The sequence below is a fragment of the Kitasatospora sp. NPDC032121 genome, assembly GCF_055580145.1.
Genome location: NZ_JBVILX010000003.1, coordinates 109,133 through 128,105 on the forward strand (window position 1 = coordinate 109,133; position 18,973 = coordinate 128,105).

Consider the following 18,973-nt stretch of genomic DNA (forward strand, 5'->3'; position numbering starts at 1 on the left):
GGTTACGAGTTGAGCAGCAGGTCGCGGTGCTTCCAGGCCAGAGCCAAGCATGCCGCGCCCGGCGGCGCCATGGGTTCGTTCCTGATGAATCGGGAGACGTTCGGTTCGGTGAAGGGGATGCCGGACGAAGTGTCCTGGCCGTTCCACCTGGTGACCGTAATCCCTTCGGCGTTGGTCCGTACCACTTCGCCGAAGAGCTCCTCGAACACATCGTCGTTGATCACTAACACGCCGGGGATGGTCGCTGCCAACGTGAGCGCATCACAGCCGACGCCGAAGCAGTACACCCGGAGCTGCCCGTCTCGGCGAGCCCGCTCAAGCGAACGGTAGAGCGGCCAGCGATCATAGTCCAGCGGTCGGCTGCCGGATCCGTCGTACTCAGGTGCACCCAGTAGCTCCTCGTTGAGCTCCCTGACGATGTTGTGCCAGAGGTCGAAGTCGCTGCCAGCCGGATTCCCGGTGATTGTGCTGGGCTGGAACTCTCCGGCCGGAATGGTGTCGTAGAGGCCTCCGGCCGTGGCGACCTTGCGTGGATCGCGCCAGTGGAGCATGAACCGTGCCTCACCAGAGGCCCGTACCCGCAACAACAGTGTGGTGATGGCTGGCGTAACCGCCCGCAACTCCAGGTCGAACGGATCGCTCAGCAACCGCCGCAGCGGTAGGCGGGCCCAGTGGGCGGAGTTCTCTCTCGTGGCGGAAGCGAACTCGTGCCCGATAGCTTCGCAGACATCGAGTTTGTCGAAGTAAGTGGCCAACCCGAAGGAGAGCTCGCCGCCGCCGTCCTGATCCCACTCGACTCCGGTCAGCCGGTAGCTCGGGCGATTCTCGAACAACGTCGGTGCGTCGATGTATCGAATCGCCTGGGTGTAGCGCTCGAACGATCGGCTGGGGCTGTACAAGGGCAAGGTCTGGTGAGCCTCGACCTCTCTACCCTCGACCAACGGCGCCTTCGGTGCGGCGTTTACCCACTTGAGGAGCACGCGATGAAGGAGCACAGGCACCGGAGGTGTCCATGGCGGTGGCATCAACAGTGCAGTGTTTGGTACGCGAAGCCCTGCGGGATAAAGCAGGCCGGCAGCTTGCGAGAGTTGCGCACGATGGGTGTTGAGGTATTGGCGAGTGGTGCGCCAAGAGTCCTGGCTGGCAACCACTTCGCTTGCAGGTGAGTTGAGCTCATCCATTACGGACGGCTCCACTCGTGCCTCGGATGCCTTCTCGGGAATGCTGAACCATAGCCGTTCGGTCGGCATGTTCAACACGCGTGCGAAGTGGATGAGGGAGACCAGGTCGGTCACAGGGGGACCGGTCTCGATTCGGCTGATCTGCGCCTGTGTGAGACTCAGCCACTGGCCGACGACACTCTGGGGAACACCGCGCGGGCCGTACTCCGCCCGGTGGTGTTGGTGGAGTCGGAATGCACGCAACACCCGACCGATGTGACGGTCCTGGAAAGCTGCAAGGAGTGCTTGTGTGGTCCAGAACTCGACTGGAAGGTTCGGCGGCTGAGGGCCGACTTGGGCGCGACCTACTGCCTGGCACGGGGAGCAGAAGGCAGCTTGACGATCCGTAGCAAGCCGCGCACCGCACCGGCGACACGTGAGCGCGGGTCCGTTCCTGATCGACACGTTCGCCGCCCGATCCGCTAGCCCCGACATCCCCTACCAAGAGTATATGAAGCAACACGGTTGGTGTCCGTCGATCTATGCATCTCGTGTATGTGGGAGACCGCGGCGCGGCATGGAAGCGTCCGGCCAGAGGCGCCACCGTAGTCAGCGGCTGCCCTGAGCGATCGGTTCTCCGACGTCTCAGGGGCGAGGCCAAGCCAATCGGCACTGACCCGGTGCCGCGACCCGGAACGGAGAATCAGGTGACCACCGTCGACACCGCGACGATCACCGTCGAGCTGCCCGAGGCGTTCGACCCGCGCTGGAACCGTCTGCCCGGCATCACCGTGGACGGCAAGCAGATCGGCCTTGACCCGGAGAGGTACTTCTTCCGGTTCGAGGCCAGCTCCTGGCTCGTCATCGACTGGCAGACCGTCCGGGACGGCCTGCTGGGCGTGGACGAGACCGAGGAGGCCAGCGTCGAGCAGCTGGCGCTGGAGTTCATCAAGACCCACGGGCGCTCGACCCGCGACGCGGGCGAGGTGCTGGCCATCGCCCACCAGGTCTACTCGTACCTGTTCCGCGACGAGCACCTGGCCGGCCTCGGTCTGCCGAACGTGACCGGCGAGCACCTGCGGATGCTCCGCGAGGCCGCCACGTTCATGGCCCTCAACAAGGTCGAGCTGGACGGCCACATCAGCAACGTCGGTCCGTGCTGGTTCTTCCCCTCCGCCACCGGCGTGGTCTTCGACCTCTCGGAGGCGGAGGGTCAGATGCTCGACGAGGTCTACCACGGCGGCTGGTTCAACGAGCACCGCCGGATCGAGGGCATCAAGGCCCATACGGCGCTCGGCGGCCGGCTCGTCCACGGCTGCCAGTCCGTCCCCGACCAGTCCGGTGGCGTCGTCGCCCCCTACGGCGCCTCCATGGCCCGCTTCCGCGACGAGCTGGCCGACATGAAGGCGGAGTGGATCGAGCAGGTCGACTCCTACCGCGTGACCGTCGCCTGAGCCCTGCGTTGACGTCGATCCGGGGCGGCAAGCGCGCTGCCGCCCCGGATCTTGCCAGCCCCCTACCAACCAGAACGGAACTGCCTCTCGTGGACAACAAGCTCGTCACCGACATCCTTACCGGTCTCTGCTTCAGCACCGGACACCCCGCGCCCGCCCGGGAGCCGGTGCGCGTGTGGGGCATGTCCGGAGTTGAACGCCTGCGCTTCGACAACGGACGTACCGCGGTCTACAAGTACGCCGTCGAGCCGTTCGATGGCGAGGACCGGATCCTTCTGGCGGCGAACAGCGCGGGCATCCCGGTGCCGGAGATCATCGGTTCCATCGTCCGGGAAGGCACGCTCGGCATGATCATCGAGGACCTGGGCCAGCCGCTCCGAGAGGCGGGCGACGTCGATGGCGTCGTGGCCGCCGTCGCCCTCCATGCGGCTCCCGTGGCCGAGTCCCTGTCGGAACTCGGGGAGGAAGCGCTCGCGGCCCTGCCCTCCCGGGCGCTCGGGCACCTTCGCCGTCTGCGCGAGAACGGCCGTTGGACCGAGGGCACCACAGACATCACGGCGATGCTTGAAGCGCTCGCCCTTGCAGCCTCCAAGCGTGCGGGCGGTGCGGATCTGGCCCCGTTCGGCTGGGTGCACTCCGAGTTCCACCCCACCAGCCTGCACATCGGTGAGAACGGCTGGCGCCTGCTCGACTTCGCCCGCGCATTCACCGGCCCCGGCCTGCTCGACCTCGCCTCCTGGCACGGAACCATCGGCGACCCCGATCCCGCCCGACTGCGGAGGCTGATCGCGGCCTACGTCGCCACCGGCGGCCCGAAGGACACGCTTGCCGAACGCGGTGGCCTGTCCGCCGAGCAGTGGGCTCTCGGCTGGCACCGCGTGTGGGCCAGCGAGTGGTTCATGGAGCAGGCCATCAAGTGGATCAACAACCCTCAGGACGACCCGCTCTACGTCAACGTCGTCCGTCGGCACCTGACCACGGCCGTCCGTCTTCTGGAAGCGTGACTGTGAACCTCTGGGACGCCCACGCTGCCCAGCGCCTCGCTGGGGCGGCGCCGCAGCTGCTGACGGCGCCTGATCGGATGGAGTGGACTCAACGACCTGGCGTCGGTCCCGGCTCCGAGATCCTGGGCGAGGAACTGGGCGGGCGGCGAATCGTGGACCTCGGCTGCGGCCCCGGCCACAACGCCGCGCACCTGGCCGGCCTCGGTGCTCAGGTCACCGGGGTCGACAGTTCCCGTGGCCAGATCCACCGGGCGACGAGTTACTACGGGCACACCGGAGTCGACTTCGTCTGTTCCACCGCGAGTGCCTACCTCAACCGTGACCGGCTCCGGCTGGACGCCATCGTGTCCGTCTTTGGTGCGATCGGATCGGCTGAGCCGTACAAGCTCCTCTACGCATGTTCCCGCAGCCTCGACCGCAGTGGCGTGCTCGCGTTTTCTGTTCCTCACCCGAAGCGGACCGGCGCCATTCCGGTGGATCCCCGCACCTGTGACCAGATGACCCTGCCCGACGGCACCCAGGCCGTGGTGAAGCGCTGGGACGCCGATTCGGCTGCCTGGGTGCGTGCCCTCAACCGCGCCGGCCTGCTCGTCACCGGAGTGCACAACCTCCGCGCTCCGGTCGGCGCACGTTGGCCGACCACTCTCCTCATCACCGCACGGAAGCCCTGACACCCGGAGGTAGTAGTGCTTGCCACCCCGTTCCTGCTGTTGGACATCGACGGCGTCCTCATCCCGTTCCCCGCCGCCGATGGCAGCACGCCGACCACCCACGCCCGCTTCCAGGTTCACACGGACGACGTGGCCGGGCCATTCTGGGTCTGGCTCAACCCGACCCACGGCGCGCTGATCACCGAGGTCATCAACTCCGGCCTCATTCGGCCCGTGTGGTGCACCAGCTGGCGATTCGACGCCCGCCGCATCGTCGCTCCGCTGCTCGATGTGCCGGACTTCGAGCACATCGACCTGCCGAGGCTGCAGATCACCACGAGCCACCCTGACGGCTACCTCTGGAAGCGGAACCATGTCGCGGACTGGTTGGCCACCGCTCCAGCCGTCTGGATCGACGACGACTTCACGCCGCTGGATCACAGGTGGGCCGCCGATCGCAGCGCATTCGGAAATCCGACCCTACTGATCCAGCCGGATCCGCGTGTCGGCATCCAGTCGGAGCACATCACGAGCGCACTGGAGTGGGCTGCCGCTCTTCGTGTGAATGAGAGGGCGGTCTGATGCATGGGAAGGCGGGATGCCTGACGTCCATGGTCGTCAGTCCCTTGAGCAACGCCCGGTTCCCGGTTCCGTTGGAACGGGAGGAGCCACCGGGAGCCGACGCCGTGCCGGCGGCGCGGCGGTTGGTGGTGGCGATCGTGCGGGAGTGGGGTGTGCCGCTCTCCGAAACCGCGCTTCAGGAGCTGGAGTTGTGTGCGAGCGAGGTGATCGCCAACGCGTTGGTGCACACGGGGGAGCGGTGTGTCGTCTCCGTCCGCTGGCGCGGTGGGCGGGTGCGGGTGGAGGTGGCTGACCGGGGGGGGTGGAGTCGCCGGAGCGGGAGTGCGCCGGGGAGGAGGCGACCAGTGGGCGGGGGCTGCTACTCGTGGAGGCGCTCGCGGATGCGTGGGGGTGGTACCCGGTGGAGGTGGGCAAGGTGGTGTGGTTCGAGTACCCCGAAACCCGCGAAACGCCGGGCCTCACGCAGGGGTGGGGCACGGCGCTCGACCTTCGTACTGCGGATCAGGCGAAGAAGGCGTCCAGGATCTGCTGGGCGGCGAGTCCGGCGGGGAGGGTGCCGGCGCGGACCTGGGTCTCCAACTCGGGGGCCAACCTCAGCACCTCGCTGTTCTCGTGGAGGCGGGCGTAGAGCTGGTCGTGGACCATGGACCAGGTCCACTCGACCTGCTGGTCGCGGCGCTTCGCGGCCAGGGCGCCGGTGGCGTCCAGCACCTTGCGGTGCTGCTGCAGCCGCTCCCACAGCACGTCGAGGCCCGCGCCGTCGCGCCCGCTGCACGTCAGTACCGGCGGCGTCCACGCCGCGTCCGGGGCCTGCAACAGCCGTAGTGCCCCAGCGAGTTCGCGTGCCGCCGCCTTCGCGTCCCGCTCGTGCGGGCCGTCGGCCTTGTTGACGGCGATGACGTCCGCGAGCTCCAGCACACCCTTCTTGATGCCCTGGAGCTGGTCGCCGGTCCGGGCCAGGCTGAGCAGCAGGAAGGTGTCGACCATTCCCGCCACCGCCGTCTCGGACTGGCCGACGCCGACCGTCTCGATCAGCACGACGTCGTAGCCCGCCGCCTCCATCACCACCATCGACTCGCGGGTGGCCTTGGCGACGCCGCCCAGTGTCCCCGAGGTCGGGGACGGGCGGACGAAGGCGGCGGGGTCGACGGCCAGGCGCTCCATCCGGGTCTTGTCGCCCAGGATGGAGCCGCCCGTCCGGCTGGACGTCGGATCGACGGCGAGCACCGCGACCCGGTGGCCCCGGCCGGTCAGCATCGTCCCGAAGGAGTCGATGAAGGTCGATTTGCCGACACCGGGCACGCCCGTGATGCCCACCCGGACCGCGCCGCCCGCGTGCGGCAGCAGCCGCTGGAGCAGCTGCTGCGCGAGCGCGCGGTGGTCGGGCCGGGAGGATTCGACGAGGGTGACGGCGCGCGCGATCCAGGCGCGCGAGCCGTCCAGGACGCCCGTCACGTAGCTGTCGAGGTCGATCGTCCGCGGAGGCATGGGATCAGGCGATCACAGCTCGTGGCCGAGGTCGGCCGCCAGGGACTTCAGCAGGTCGTACGCCGCGTCCGGGATGACCGTCCCCGGGGGGAAGACCGCCGCGGCGCCCGCCTCGTGGAGGGCGTCGAAGTCCTGCGGCGGGATCACCCCGCCCACCACGATGGTGATGTCCTCCCGGCCCGCCTCGGCGAGTTCGGCGCGCAGTGCGGGCACCAGCGTCAGGTGGCCGGCGGCCAGCGAGGACACGCCGACGATGTGGACGTCCGCCTCGACGGCCTGGCGGGCGACCTCGGCCGGGGTCTGGAACAGCGGGCCGACGTCGACCGTGAAGCCGAGGTCGGCGAAGGCGGTGGCGATCACCTTCTGGCCGCGGTCGTGGCCGTCCTGGCCCATCTTGGCGACCAGGATGCGCGGACGGCGGCCCTCGGCCTGCTCGAACCGCTCGACCAGGTCGCGGGTGCGCTGGAGGGAGGCCGACGGGCCCGCTTCGTCTCGGTACACACCGGAGATGGTACGGATCTGGCCGGAGTGGCGGCCGTACACCTTCTCCAGGGCGTCCGAGATCTCGCCGACGGTGGCCTTGGCCCGGGCCGCGTTGACGGCCAGGTGCAGCAGGTTGGCGTCGAGCGAGCCGCCGCGCTGCGAACCGGCCTCGGCGGCCCGGGTGAGGGCGTGCAGCGCGTCGCGGCACGCGGCCTCGTCGCGCTCCTCGCGCAGCCGGCGCAGCTTCTCGATCTGCCGGGCCCGCACCGAGGAGTTGTCGACCTTGAGCACGTCGATCTGCTCGTCGCTGTCCACCCGGTACTTGTTGACGCCGATCACCGGCTGGCGGCCGGAGTCGATCCGCGCCTGGGTGCGGGCGGCGGCCTCCTCGACGCGCAGCTTGGGGATGCCCGCGTCGATGGCCTTCGCCATGCCGCCGGCCGCCTCGACCTCCTGGATGTGCTCCCAGGCCCGCGCGGCGAGGTCGTGCGTCAGCTTCTCGACGTACGCGGAGCCGCCCCACGGGTCGATCACCCGGCAGGTGCCCGACTCCTGCTGGAGCAGCAGCTGGGTGTTGCGGGCGATCCGCGCGGAGAAGTCGGTGGGCAGGGCGAGCGCCTCGTCGAGGGCGTTGGTGTGCAGCGACTGGGTGTGGCCCTGGGTCGCCGCCATCGCCTCCACACAGGTGCGCGTCACGTTGTTGAACACGTCCTGGGCGGTGAGCGACCAGCCCGAGGTCTGCGAATGGGTGCGCAGCGACAGGGACTTGGGGTTCTTCGGGTCGAACTGCTTGACCAGCTTGGCCCACAGCAGCCGGGCCGCGCGCAGCTTGGCGACCTCCATGAAGAAGTTCATGCCGATCGCCCAGAAGAACGACAGCCGCGGCGCGAAGGCGTCCACGTCCAGGCCCACGTCCAGGCCCGCGCGCAGGTACTCCACCCCGTCGGCGAGGGTGTAGGCCAGTTCGAGGTCGGCCGTCGCACCCGCCTCCTGGATGTGGTAGCCGGAGATGGAGATCGAGTTGTACCGGGGCATCTTCTGCGAGGTGTACGCGAAGATGTCCGAGATGATCCGCATCGACGGCTGCGGCGGGTAGATGTAGGTGTTGCGGACCATGAACTCCTTGAGGATGTCGTTCTGGATGGTCCCCGCGAGCTTCTCCGGCGGTACGCCCTGTTCCTCGGCCGCGACGATGTACAGCGCGAGGATCGGCAGCACGGCGCCGTTCATGGTCATCGACACCGACATCTTGTCCAGCGGGATGCCGTCGAACAGCTGGCGCATGTCGTAGATCGAGTCGATGGCGACTCCCGCCATGCCGACGTCGCCGGTGACCCGCGGGTGGTCGCTGTCGTAGCCGCGGTGGGTCGGCAGGTCGAAGGCGACCGACAGGCCCTTCTGGCCGGCCGCGAGGTTGCGGCGGTAGAAGGCGTTGGACTCCTCGGCGGTGGAGAAGCCCGCGTACTGGCGGACGGTCCAGGGCTGGTTGACGTACATGGTCGGGTACGGCCCGCGCAGGTACGGGGCGACGCCCGGGTACGTCTCCAGGAAGTCCAGGCCGGCCAGGTCGGCGCCGGTGTACAGCGGCTTGACGCCGATGCCCTCGGGGGTGTCCCAGAGCAGTTCCTCGACGTCCTTGCCGGTGGACTGGCGCCAGGCGGCCCGCCACTGCTCCTCGGTGACGCCCGCGCGGCCGGTGGCGTCCGGGTTGCCGGTGTCGCCGGCGGCGCCACCGTCCAGCCCGATTCCGGTGAAGTCGGGGATCATCGAGCGGCTCCGATCTGGTCCAGCAGGGAGGTCAGGACGGCGACGGCGTCGCCTCCCGCGAAGATGAACTCGTCCACTCCGGCGGGTACTTCGCCGAGCCGTCCGGCCAGCAGCACCCTGGTGGCGCCGGCCGCCTTCAGGGCCTCGGCGACGGGCGAGGCGTGCTCGGCGTACAGAGCGTCGCTGGAGCAGAGGCAGGCGACGGTCGCGCCGGAGGCGCGGAACGCCTCGGCGAAGGCCGCCGGGTCGACGGACTCGGCCGAGACCGTCGCGATGCCGCCGGCCTGGAAGAGGTTGGCGGCGAAGGTGGTGCGCGCGGTGTGCGCGGAGGCGGTGCCGATCGAGGCGAGGAACAGGCTCGGTCGGGCACCGTGCGCGGCGGCGTGGGCGTCCGAGCGGTCCCGCAGCGCCTCGAAGGCCTCGGCGCGACGGACCTGCGGCAGCCCGCCGCCGAACCCGGCGGGGGCCGGTTCGCGGACCAGCGGCTGCTCGTCCAGGTGCGGGAACTCGCTGACGCCGGTGACGGGTTCGCGCCGCTTGGCGAGCCGTACGGACCGCTTCGCCCAGGTCGCGGCGATCCGCTCCTCGACCAGTCCGGAGGCGAGGGCGGCGACCAGGCCGCCGGCCCGCTCGATCTCCTGGAACCAGGCCCAGGCGGCCCGCGCCAGCTCCTCGCTCAGCTGCTCGACGTACCAGGAGCCGCCGGCCGGGTCGATCACCCGGGCCAGGTGGGACTCCTCCAGCAGGATCGCCTGGGTGTTGCGGGCGATCCGGCGGGCGAAGGCGTCCGGCAGGCCGAGCGCGGTGTCGAAGGGCAGCACGGTGACGGAGTCGGCGCCGCCGACGCCGGCGGCCAGGCAGGCGACGGTGGTGCGCAGCATGTTCACCCACGGGTCGCGGGCGGTCATCATCACCCGCGAGGTGACGGCGTGCTGACGCTGCGCCCGACCGGCCGCGCCGGCCCCCGAGACCTCGGCGACGCGGGCCCAGAGTCGGCGCGCGGCACGGAACTTGGCGATGGTGAGGAACTGGTCGGCGTCCGCGGCGTAGCGGAACTCCAGCTGGCCGAGCGCGTCGTCCACCGACAGCCCGGCGGCGGTCAGCGCGCGCAGGTAGGCGACGCCGGTGGCCAGCGAGCAGCCCAACTCCTGGGCGGGGGAGGCGCCGGCCTCGTGGTACGGCAGGGCGTCCACCGTGAGCGCCCGCAGGCCCGGGTACCCGGCGGCGCAGCGGGCGGCCAGCGCGGTGGCCTCGGCGAGCAGCGCGTCGGTGCGGGCGCCGTCGCCGGTGCGGGCCTGGAGGCCGAGCGGGTCGGCGCCGAGGTTGCCGGCGGCGGAGCCGGGGGAGACCTCGCGCTCCTCGTACAGCTTGAACAACTGCTCGGCGGCGTCGGTGAATTCGGGCCCGGCGTCGAGTGCCACGGCGGCCAGGTCCAGGTACACCCCGGTCAGCGCCTCGGGCAGGGCCGCCACTGGCAGGCCCGCACCGCCCAGTTCCAGCCAGAGCGAGCTCACGCCGTGCTCCAGGTCGGCCAGTACGGCCTCGTTGGTGCGCCGGCGGTCCGGGTCGGCGTGCCGCTGGCGGACGTCCCACCCGGCCACGGCGGAGCCCTGCGCCCGGCCGCCGCGCACGAACGGCGGGAAGCCGGGGTAGCCCGGGTCCGCGTCGGTGTCCTCGGCGGTGTACAGCGGGCGGGCGCTCAGCCCGTCCTGGAGTCGGGTGGTGAGCGCCTGCTCGGCGGCGGCGCCGTCCTCGGGCTGGGCACCGGACTTGCGCAGCACTCCCTGGACGAGTTGCTGCCACTGCTCGCGGTGCGCGGCCGGGAACTCGGTGGCGAGGGGGAGCCCTTCGGGCGGGACCTTCATGTGCGCAGGTTAGCGTCCGTTCGCGGGGCCGCAGGAGGGGGATTCCGTGTGACCTTGCCCTCGATCGGGCCGTGATCCGAGCACTCTCCGAGGCGTCGAGTGCCACGGCCGCCGGGGCGGCGGGCGCCAGGGGTAGGAAGGGGTGCCGTACGGGGGAGCCGAGGGGAGCCGGGGGGGCAGTGGAGGGGGGTCGAGGGGAGCCGGGGAGCGGGAGTGGGACGGGCGCAGGTCGGCGAGGGTGGCGGCGGCCGTCGGCGGCGGGCGCGATGTCCGAGGTCAACACCGATGGCAGGGAACGTGATCGATGTCCCGTCATGCTGCCAAAACGTCATGATCAGGGGGATTGCGGAACCAGGGCCCTCATCTATTAAGTTACTTCGAAGAAGGTGGGCGGGGCGGTACCCCCCCGTTGCTCGCCCTGCCCGCCTTCGTCGTCCCCGGCCCCGGCCGAGCCGTTCCCCGGCTCCGTCCGGACCCTCCCCAGATTCCCCCGAAGGAGAGCGACCGCCATGGGAAAGCGTCGCAAGCCCAGCCCGCCGAGCCGGGCCCGCATGGCGGTCGTCACCACGGCCATGGCGGCCGGCGGCGCGGTCCTCGCCTCCGGTACCGCCCACGCCGAGCCGACCCCGAGCCTGGCCTCCGTCAAGGAGCAGGTCGACCAGCTCAACGAGGCGGCCGAGCAGGCGATCGAGAAGCACAACGGCTTCCAGGCGAAGCAGCAGCAGCTCCAGGCCGACGCCAACGTGATCCAGGAGAAGGTCGCCCGCGGTCAGGAGGCGATGAACGAGCTGCGGACCCGGCTCGGCGCGGTCGCCGCCGACCAGTACCGCACCAACGGCATAGACCCGTCGGTCCAGCTGATGCTCGACTCCGACCCGTCCGCCTACCTGGAGCGCGCCTCGGTGCAGAACCAGGTCTCCGACTCCCAGGCGAGCCTGCTCAAGCAGGCCCAGGACGAGCAGCGCAAGCTCGACCAGGACCGCGCCGAGGCCACCGCCACCCTGGCCGCGCTCGACTCGGTGGGCACCCAGCTGGCGGAGCAGAAGAAGGACATCCAGACCAAGCTGGCCCAGGCCCAGGAGATGCTGAACAAGCTCAGCGCCGAGGACCGTGCCAAGATCAACGCCCAGCAGAGCGCCGAGAAGGCCAAGGCCGAGGCCCAGCAGGCGGCCGCCGCCGCCGCTGCCGCCGCCAAGGACCGCGCCTCCCGCTCCGCCGACCGCCCGGACATGAACGCCCCGGTGCCGTCGGCCAGTGGCCGGGCCGGCGCCATCATCGGCTTCGCCCAGGCCCAGCTCGGCAAGCCCTACGGCTGGGGCAAGAACGGCCCCGCCAGCTTCGACTGCTCCGGCCTCACCAGCCAGGCCTACCGCGCCGCGGGCGTCACGATCTCCCGGACGTCCGAGGAGCAGTGGAAGGACGGCCCGCACGTCGACCGCGCCAACCTCCAGCCCGGTGACCTGGTCTTCTTCTACAACGACCTGCACCACGTCGGCCTGTACATCGGCGACGGCAAGATGATCCACGCCCCGCGCACGGGCAAGAACATCGAGGTCCTGCCGATCTCCGCGATGCCCTACATGGGCGCCGTCCGCCCGGCCTGACCGGGCGCCTCATGTGATCCACGAGGGTCGGTCCACGAGACCGGGCCGATCCTCGTGGACCGACCGCAGTGGACCCGGGGGCCGGTGCCCCCGGGTCCACTGCGTTCCGGGCGCCGTGCGGCGTCGGTGCAGGGGGCGGCAGTCGGGACGGACAGTTGGCCGGGTGCGCCCCGGCGGGCCGTGCGCCGGCTGCCCGGCGCGGTCGATTCTCCTTCCCGCGCGTGCATGTGACGGCCGGTCCCGCCGTCGGGGCCCAGGGCGAACGCGCCCTCCCGGGTCCGGGCCGCCGAGCGCCGTGTGAACCGTGGGGGAAAGCCCGGTTCCTCGCTCGTGAAGTCGCGGTGATCCGGTTCCGGTACCGCGCGAACCATTCAGAAGTGCTCCCGGTCACTGCTAGGTTACCCGTCGGTCAGGGCCAGTGCGGACTGCTCCGGGCACTCCGCCCAGCCACGCAAGTCACCATCGTTCCAGCACCGTTGACCCGAAGGGACCCTCCACGTGACCGTGCGCAAGCTGACGTCGTCAGCCGCCGCGACAACGACCGTGCTCCTCCTCTGCGGCGCCGTCTTGAACGGAGTGGCGGCGTTACCGGCCGCCGCGACCACGACCAGCACGACCACCACGACGGCCGTGTCGGCCACCGGCCCCAGCGCCCCGGCAGCGCTGGCACCCCCGGCGTCCGGCACGGCCGCGGCCGTCGTGGCGACACCGGCGCAGGGCAGCACGCCGGCCACCGCCACCGCCGCCCTCGGCCTCGCGCTCTCCTCCTATGACGCGGCCACCGGCACCGCCGTGCTCGCACCGGCCACCACCGGTCCGCAGGCGCCGTCCGCCCGGGCCGCGGCCCCCGATGCCGCCGCGGCCGCTGTCCAGCCCGGGCAGCTGATCGACAGCCCGCCCACCCCGGCCGCCCCGCACGGCGCGCTGGTCGCCGTCACCGGCGTGCAGCCGACCGCCGACGGGAAGGTCGCCGTCACCACCCGCCCGGCCACCCTCCCCGAGCTGCTCGGCGCGACCAGCACCAGCCTGCGCAGCGCCGTCAGCCCGAGCGCGTTCGAGGTCCAGCCGCAGATCGGCGGCATCCAGGTCACCACCGACCTCGGCGCGACCTCGGGCCAGGGCTCCGTCTCCGGGAGCCTGGGGCTCAGCGCCCACGCCACCGTTCCGCTGCCGAACGGCTCCTCGGCGACGCTCTCCGGCTCGGTCTCGCTCACCCCGTCCGTGGACTTCTCCTACCAGGGCGCCCTCGGGCTGCTCGACCCCCAGCAGGCCCGGATCGGCTTCACCCTGGGCGCGCACGCCGACTGGCACGTCAGCGCGGACCTCACCGCGAGCACCGGGTCCGTCCGCATCCCGCTGGCCAAGTACAGCGCCAACCCCGTGGTGATGGTGGGCCCCCTGCCCGTCGTCATCAACCTGAACTTCACCCTCTCCGCCGACATCGGCGCCGACGGCACCGTCACCCTCGACGCCGAGCAGTCGTACGACGGCCAGTGGGGCGTCCACTCCGACTACGTCAAGGGTCCGGGCTGGACCACCACGACCGAGCCCGGGACCTCCACCGTCGCCCCGCTGCGCCTCAACCTCAAGGGTTCCGCCTCGGCGAAGGCCGGCCTGCTCGCCGAAGGCTCGATCGCCCTGTACGACACGGTCGGCGTGAAGGCCTCGATCGAGCCGTACCTGCGCGCCGCCGTCAACGGCTCGATCGTGCTCGCCGGCGCGGGCGGCACGCCGGACATCAACGGCACGGCCGCGCTCTACGGCGGACTCGACATCAACGGGGCTCTGATGGCGCAGCTCGCCATCCTCGGCACCCCGATCCTCTCGGCAGACCTGCCCTTCCTCGCGTTCCACCGCGAGTGGCTGCTCGCCTCGGTGAGCACCGGCCCGAACCCGCCGCGCCTGGTGGACTGGACCTCGCTCAGCTCCGGCCTGTCCGACGACGCCCACTCCGCCTACCTGAAGACCCGGCCGGACTGGGACCCGTCGGCCCTCAAGGCGTCCTGCCCGGACGGCAGTCGGCTGATCGGGCTCAGCCACGGCGGTGACGACGGCCTGTGCACGGACGTCACCAAGGCGGACCTGTGGGACGCCGGCCGTTCGTACGTCGTCGACCACGGCGGCACCTATGTGACCACCGACTGGGCGCCGGGCTACGCCAAGGCCCAGTGCCCCGCCGGCTCCTTCGTCTCCGGATACGGCCGCAACGGCCGGACGATGAGCGTGCTGTGCGCCAAGTCGGCGTCCCCGCTGGGGACTTCGATCCGCACACTGTGGTTCGACAAGGGTGACAACCGGCCCGCGACGGCCTCGGGCGGCGACTTCGCGTACGGCTTCGCCAAGGGCCAGTGCGCGAACGACGAGTTCGTCGCCGGTGTGGCCTACAGCCAGCCCTGGTGGCAGCTGTGGGCGGCGCGGCCGTACGCGCTGCTCTGCCAGAAGCTCGCCTGACCGACGGGCGGGCCTGACATGCGGGCGGGCCGGGCGTCGCTCCTCGGGGGCGGCGCCCGGCCCGCCCGCACTCGGCGAAGGGCCTGCTCGCCCCCCGGCGGCCGACGGTCAGAGCGCGGCGAGCCGTTGCAGCAGGTGCGCGGGGTCGGTGAGGCCGCAGGCGCGGCGGACGGCGGCGTCGTGGGCGGCGGCGAGGGCGTCGAGGCGGGTCAGCCGGGTGCGGCCCTGGCGGGAGAGGTGGGCGGTGATCCGGCGGCGGTCCTGCTCGTCCTGGCGCCGGTAGACCCAGCCCGAGTCGGCCAGCGAGTCCACCAGTCGGCTCAGGCTCGCCTGTGGGATCAGCAGCGCCTGGGCCAGCTCGCCCATCGCGTGCCCCCGGCCGTCCGCGAGGACGCGCAGCAGCCGCCACTGGTCGACGGTGCAGTCCTCCTCGGCCAGGGCGGCGGCGAGGCCGCCGGAGAGCCTGCGGTGGGCCAGCGTGACCAGCTCGACCAGCAGCGGCTCCGCGGCGGCCGAGGCTCCGGTGGTGTCGGGGGAGCGGCCCTCGATCTGCGGTGCGGCACCAACTGCGGTCATCGGACCCTCCCGTTTCCGGCCTTTCCCGATATCGGCAGTACGACGATACTCGCACTGTGAGCGCCGAGGTGAGGTTGATCGATCCGCTCGACGCGCTGCACTCCGTGCGGGAGGAGCCGGCGTTTCGGGTGGGCCTCGTCGTGCCCCAGTCCGGCCCGCTCGGGCTCACCGGCCCGTCCGCGCTGGACGGCGCACTGCTCGCCGCGCACGAGGTCAACGCGGCCGGCGGGGTCCTCGGCCGCGCCCTGGAGTTGGTGCTGGTGGACGGCGGCGGTGCGCCGGGCCCGGTCGCCGGCGAGGTGCGGCGGCTGCTGGACGCCGGGGCGCTGGACGCGCTCGCCGGGTGCCACACCAGCGACGTGCACCGGGCGGTCGAGACCGTCGCCGCGGGCCGCGTCGCGTACGTCTTCACCCCGCCGCACGAGGGCGGCTCCCGACTGCCCGGGGTGCTCTGCACCGGCATCGACCCGTCCCGTCAACTCGGCTCTGCCATGGCAGAACTGACTGGTCGTCATCACCTCGCCCGCTGGGCGCTGATCGGCAACGACTACATCTGGCCGCGCTCCGTCCACCGGGCCGCCGAGGGGCTGGCGGCGCGGGCCGGTGCCCGGGTGGTGTTGGAGCGGCGGATCCCCTTCGGGGCGGTCGAGGAGGCGCTCGAACCGCTGCTGGACGCGCTGCGCGCCGCCCGTGCGGACGCCCTGCTGCTCAGTCTGATCGGGCGGGACCAGGTGCACTTCAACCGGGCGCTGCGGCGCAGCGGGCTGGATCGCGGGCTGGTGCGGCTCTCCGGCGCCCTGGAGGAGAACGGCCTGCTCGCGCTCGGCGGCGACGACACCGGGACGCTGTATGCCGCGATGCCCTCCTTCGCGACGCTGGCCGAGGAGCGCCGGCAGAGCCTCGCCGAGCGGCACCGGGCGCTGTGCGGCCCGTGGGCGCCCGTCCTGGACGCCTACGCGGTGGGGCTGTACGAGGGCCTGCACCTGCTCGCCGACCTGGCGGCCCGTCGGGCGCTGGCCCCGGACGGCCTGCGGGCGGCCGCGGGCCGGTTGCTGCACCGCGAGGGCGCGGCCCGGGCGCCGGTCCACCTCGCCCGGGCCGAGGGCCTCGGCTTCGCCGTCCTGTCGCGGTAACCCGGGTCGCTCCTTCTCGCCAGTCGGGACGGCGCGACAAAACCCTTCCATCTGGAAATACTTGCCCCTACAGTCTCTCCACACACCCCGCAGGGTCGTCACGGAGAGAGAGCACCATGGCTGACACACCCGCACCCCAGGGCATCGAGAGCTACGGCTACCAGCAGGAACTGCGCCGTTCGCTCGGCTTCACCGACCTGCTCGTCTACGGGCTGGTGTTCATGGTGCCGATCGCACCCTTCGGCATCTTCGGCGGCGTCTTCCAGGGCTCCGGCGGCATGGTCGCCCTGGCCTACGTCCTCGGCATGGTGGCGATGATGTTCACCGCCCTGTCGTACGCCCAGATGTCCCGGGCCTTCCCGATGGCCGGCTCGGTCTACACCTACGCCGGCCGCGGCATCGCCGCCCCGGTCGGCTTCCTGTCCGGCTGGATGATCCTGCTCGACTACGTGCTGGTGCCCGGACTGCTGTACCTGATCGCCGGCGTCGCGATGAACTCGCTGGTGCCGTCCATCCCGGTCTGGCTCTGGCTGATCGGCTTCGTGCTGCTCAACACCGTGGTCAACTACCTCGGCATCGAGACCACCAACCGGGTCAACAAGGCGATGCTGATCGGCGAACTCGTCGTGCTGGCCCTGTTCGTGGTGGTCGGCGTGATCGCCCTGGCCGACGGCAAGGGCCGGGGCTTCGACTTCACCCCGCTGTACGACTCGCACACCTTCTCGTGGAGCCTGGTCTTCGGGGCGGTCTCGATCGCGGTGCTCAGCTTCCTGGGCTTCGACGGCATCTCCACCCTCTCGGAGGAGAACCGGGACTCCGCCAAGGCCATCGGCCGGTCCATGGTGGCCGCGCTGCTGCTCGCGGGCACACTGTTCATCGTGCAGACCTGGGTGGCCTCGCTGCTGGTCGCCGACCCCGACGCGCTGATCCGGGACGGTGACCCGAACGGCACCGCCTTCTACGACGCGGCCCGCACCGCCGCCGGCGGCTGGCTCGCCACGCTGACCGCCGCCTCCACCGCCGTGGCCTGGGGCTTCGCCAACTCGCTGGTCGCCCAGGCGGCCACCTCCCGGCTGCTGTACGCGATGGCCCGCGACCGCCAGCTGCCCGCCTTCCTGTCCCGGATCCACCCCACCCGCCGGGTGCCCGTCAACGCGACCCTGTTGACCGCCGGGATCTCGCTGGTGCTCGGCCTCTACACGGCCTCGCGCGAGGACGGCATCACCCTGCTGAGCACCCTGGTCAACTTCGGTGCGCTGACCACCTTCCTGGTCCTGCACGTCGCCGTGGTCGTCCACTACCTGGTCCGCAAGCGCAGCAGGGACTACTGGCGGCACCTGATCGCCCCGGCGCTCGGCTTCGCGATCCTCGCGTACGTGGTGGTCAACGCCAACATCGCGGCCCAGCGGCTCGGCTTCGTCTGGCTGCTCGTCGGCGGGATCGTGCTCGCCGGGCTGATGGCGACCGGGCGCAAGCCCCGACTGGCCGTCGCCGAGGCCGAGTCGGGCCCCGAAGCCTCCACCGCGAACACCGCGAACGCCGCGAGCGCCGCCACCACCCCCGAGGAGAACCAGTGAGCCTGCCCGAGATCGTCAAGCTGAGCCCGACCCCGGAGGACTACGCCTACACCTTCGGCGGCCGCGCCCCGCTGGTCACCGTCCAGCCCGGCACCGTCATCGAGCTGACCACCGAGGACTGCTTCGGCGGCAAGGTGCGCGGCACCGGCGACCTGCCCAGCCAGGTGTGCGTCTTCCCCTACCTCAACCCGGTCACCGGTCCGATCGCGGTGGCGGGCGCCGAGCCGGGGGACGTCCTCGCGGTGCACTTCGTGGAGATCACCCCGGCCCGGGAGTACGGGATCTCCAGCAGCTTCCCGCACTTCGGCGCGCTGACCGCGACCCACACCACCGCGATGCTGCACCCGGCGCTGGAGGAGCGGGTCTGGGTCTACGACCTGGACGTCAAGGTGGGCGTCTGCCGGTTCCGGGCCCGCAACAGCGAGTTCACGGCGGAGCTGCCGCTGGACCCGATGCACGGCACGGTCGGCGTCGCCCCGGCGGCCGGCGAGGTGCTGGCCTCGATCACCCCGGGCGCGCACGGCGGCAATCTGGACACCCCCGAGATGCGGGCCGGTACCACCGCCTACTTCGGGGTCAACGTCGAGGGCGGTCTGGTCGCCATCGGTGACGGCCACGCCCGCCAGGGCGAGGGCGAGGTGTGCGGCACGGCGGTGGAGGCGGCGATGCGCACCACCGTGATCGTCGACCTGGTCAAGGGCGGCGGCCCGGCCTGGCCCCGGCTGGAGAACGACGACTTCCTGATCAGCACCGGCTCCGCCCGCCCGCTGGAGGACGCGTTCCGGATCAGCCAGCACGACCTGGTCGGCTGGACCGGCGAACTGCTCGGCCTGGACCAGCTCGACGCCTACCAGCTGGTCAGCCAGGCCGGGCTGGCGCCGGCGGCGAACGTCTGCGACACCAACTACACGATGGTCGCCAAGCTGCCGAAGAGCCTGCTGGGCCGGGCCCGCGCCTACGACGGGCTGCACGACCGGCTGCGCGAGACCGCCGGGGCGTACCTGCGGCACCGGTGACACGCGGCCGCCGGTGACACGCGGCGCCAGTGACAGCGCGACGCCGGTGGCAGCGCGGCGCCGGTGGCAGCGCGGCGCCGGGGGACAACGCGGCCCCGGGCCCGCGCGTTCAGGCGCCCGGGTCAAGGCCCCGGCAAATCTCACGGACCCCCACCCCACCCCC

At 71.5% G+C, this 18,973-nt stretch carries 14 protein-coding genes and 1 pseudogene; 10 read left to right on the forward strand and 5 right to left on the reverse strand.

The annotated features are described in order from the left end of the window. Nucleotides 1–2: 2 nt before the first annotated feature. Complete coding sequence (locus ACZ5OX_RS11545) at nt 3–1,295, reverse strand: helix-turn-helix domain-containing protein (RefSeq protein ID WP_465629713.1); 1,293 nt, start codon at nt 1,293–1,295, stop codon at nt 3–5. A 572-nt stretch (nt 1,296–1,867) separates the two neighbouring features. Here ACZ5OX_RS11545 and ACZ5OX_RS11550 point away from each other — a divergent pair. From ACZ5OX_RS11550 to ACZ5OX_RS11570, 5 genes and pseudogenes are all read left to right on the forward strand, one after another. After that, nucleotides 1,868–2,614, forward strand: a complete 747-nt coding sequence (locus ACZ5OX_RS11550; protein ID WP_465629714.1) for a hypothetical protein — start codon at nt 1,868–1,870, stop codon at nt 2,612–2,614. An 89-nt stretch (nt 2,615–2,703) separates the two neighbouring features. Next, on the forward strand, nt 2,704–3,618 hold the full coding sequence (locus ACZ5OX_RS11555) for a phosphotransferase (RefSeq protein ID WP_465629715.1): 915 nt from the start codon (nt 2,704–2,706) through the stop codon (nt 3,616–3,618). Then, a complete protein-coding gene (locus ACZ5OX_RS11560; RefSeq protein WP_465629716.1) occupies nt 3,615–4,289 on the forward strand; it encodes a class I SAM-dependent methyltransferase in 675 nt (224 codons plus the stop codon). The genes ACZ5OX_RS11555 and ACZ5OX_RS11560 overlap by 4 nt, the downstream gene beginning before the upstream one ends. A 15-nt stretch (nt 4,290–4,304) precedes the next feature. Next, the gene (locus tag ACZ5OX_RS11565) at nt 4,305–4,850 is read left to right on the forward strand and encodes an HAD domain-containing protein (RefSeq protein ID WP_465629717.1); all 546 of its coding nucleotides are present in this window, start codon (nt 4,305–4,307) and stop codon (nt 4,848–4,850) included. A gap of 29 nt (nt 4,851–4,879) precedes the next feature. Continuing rightward, nucleotides 4,880–5,167: pseudogene (locus ACZ5OX_RS11570) on the forward strand (ATP-binding protein); the annotation flags it as partial. A gap of 184 nt (nt 5,168–5,351) precedes the next feature. Here ACZ5OX_RS11570 and meaB read toward each other — a convergent pair. The 3 genes from meaB to ACZ5OX_RS11585 are packed head-to-tail and all read right to left on the reverse strand — an operon-like array spanning nt 5,352 to nt 10,453. Continuing rightward, nucleotides 5,352–6,338 (reverse strand): methylmalonyl Co-A mutase-associated GTPase MeaB, encoded by a 987-nt coding sequence (gene meaB, locus ACZ5OX_RS11575; protein ID WP_449792803.1) that lies wholly within the window; start codon nt 6,336–6,338, stop codon nt 5,352–5,354. Between the two features lie 12 nt (nt 6,339–6,350). After that, on the reverse strand, nt 6,351–8,588 hold the full coding sequence (gene scpA / locus ACZ5OX_RS11580) for a methylmalonyl-CoA mutase (protein WP_465629718.1): 2,238 nt from the start codon (nt 8,586–8,588) through the stop codon (nt 6,351–6,353). After that, a complete protein-coding gene (locus ACZ5OX_RS11585; RefSeq protein WP_465629719.1) occupies nt 8,585–10,453 on the reverse strand; it encodes a methylmalonyl-CoA mutase family protein in 1,869 nt (622 codons plus the stop codon). The genes scpA and ACZ5OX_RS11585 overlap by 4 nt, the downstream gene beginning before the upstream one ends. Nucleotides 10,454–10,962: 509 nt before the next feature. Here ACZ5OX_RS11585 and ACZ5OX_RS11590 point away from each other — a divergent pair. Beyond that, nucleotides 10,963–12,057: a C40 family peptidase gene (locus tag ACZ5OX_RS11590; RefSeq protein WP_465629720.1), complete on the forward strand. Its 1,095-nt coding sequence runs from the start codon at nt 10,963–10,965 to the stop codon at nt 12,055–12,057. 498 nt (nt 12,058–12,555) lie between these two features. Then, nucleotides 12,556–14,508: a hypothetical protein gene (locus tag ACZ5OX_RS11595; RefSeq protein ID WP_465629721.1), complete on the forward strand. Its 1,953-nt coding sequence runs from the start codon at nt 12,556–12,558 to the stop codon at nt 14,506–14,508. Nucleotides 14,509–14,616: 108 nt separating this feature from the next. On the opposite strand, the gene ACZ5OX_RS11600 is transcribed toward ACZ5OX_RS11595, so the two are convergent. Then, complete coding sequence (locus ACZ5OX_RS11600; RefSeq protein WP_392880005.1) at nt 14,617–15,084, reverse strand: MarR family winged helix-turn-helix transcriptional regulator; 468 nt, start codon at nt 15,082–15,084, stop codon at nt 14,617–14,619. A gap of 56 nt (nt 15,085–15,140) precedes the next feature. Between ACZ5OX_RS11600 and ACZ5OX_RS11605 the strand changes: the two genes are divergently transcribed. From ACZ5OX_RS11605 to ACZ5OX_RS11615, 3 genes are all read left to right on the forward strand, one after another. Next, a complete protein-coding gene (locus tag ACZ5OX_RS11605) occupies nt 15,141–16,217 on the forward strand; it encodes an ABC transporter substrate-binding protein (protein ID WP_465629722.1) in 1,077 nt (358 codons plus the stop codon). 116 nt (nt 16,218–16,333) lie between these two features. After that, nucleotides 16,334–17,794, forward strand: a complete 1,461-nt coding sequence (locus ACZ5OX_RS11610; RefSeq protein WP_465629723.1) for an APC family permease — start codon at nt 16,334–16,336, stop codon at nt 17,792–17,794. Then, nucleotides 17,791–18,810 carry an acetamidase/formamidase family protein gene (locus ACZ5OX_RS11615; RefSeq protein WP_465629724.1) on the forward strand — a complete coding sequence of 340 codons (1,020 nt, stop codon included), beginning with the start codon at nt 17,791–17,793 and terminating at the stop codon, nt 18,808–18,810. Before ACZ5OX_RS11610 ends, ACZ5OX_RS11615 begins: the two co-directional genes overlap by 4 nt. Nucleotides 18,811–18,973 lie beyond the last annotated feature (163 nt).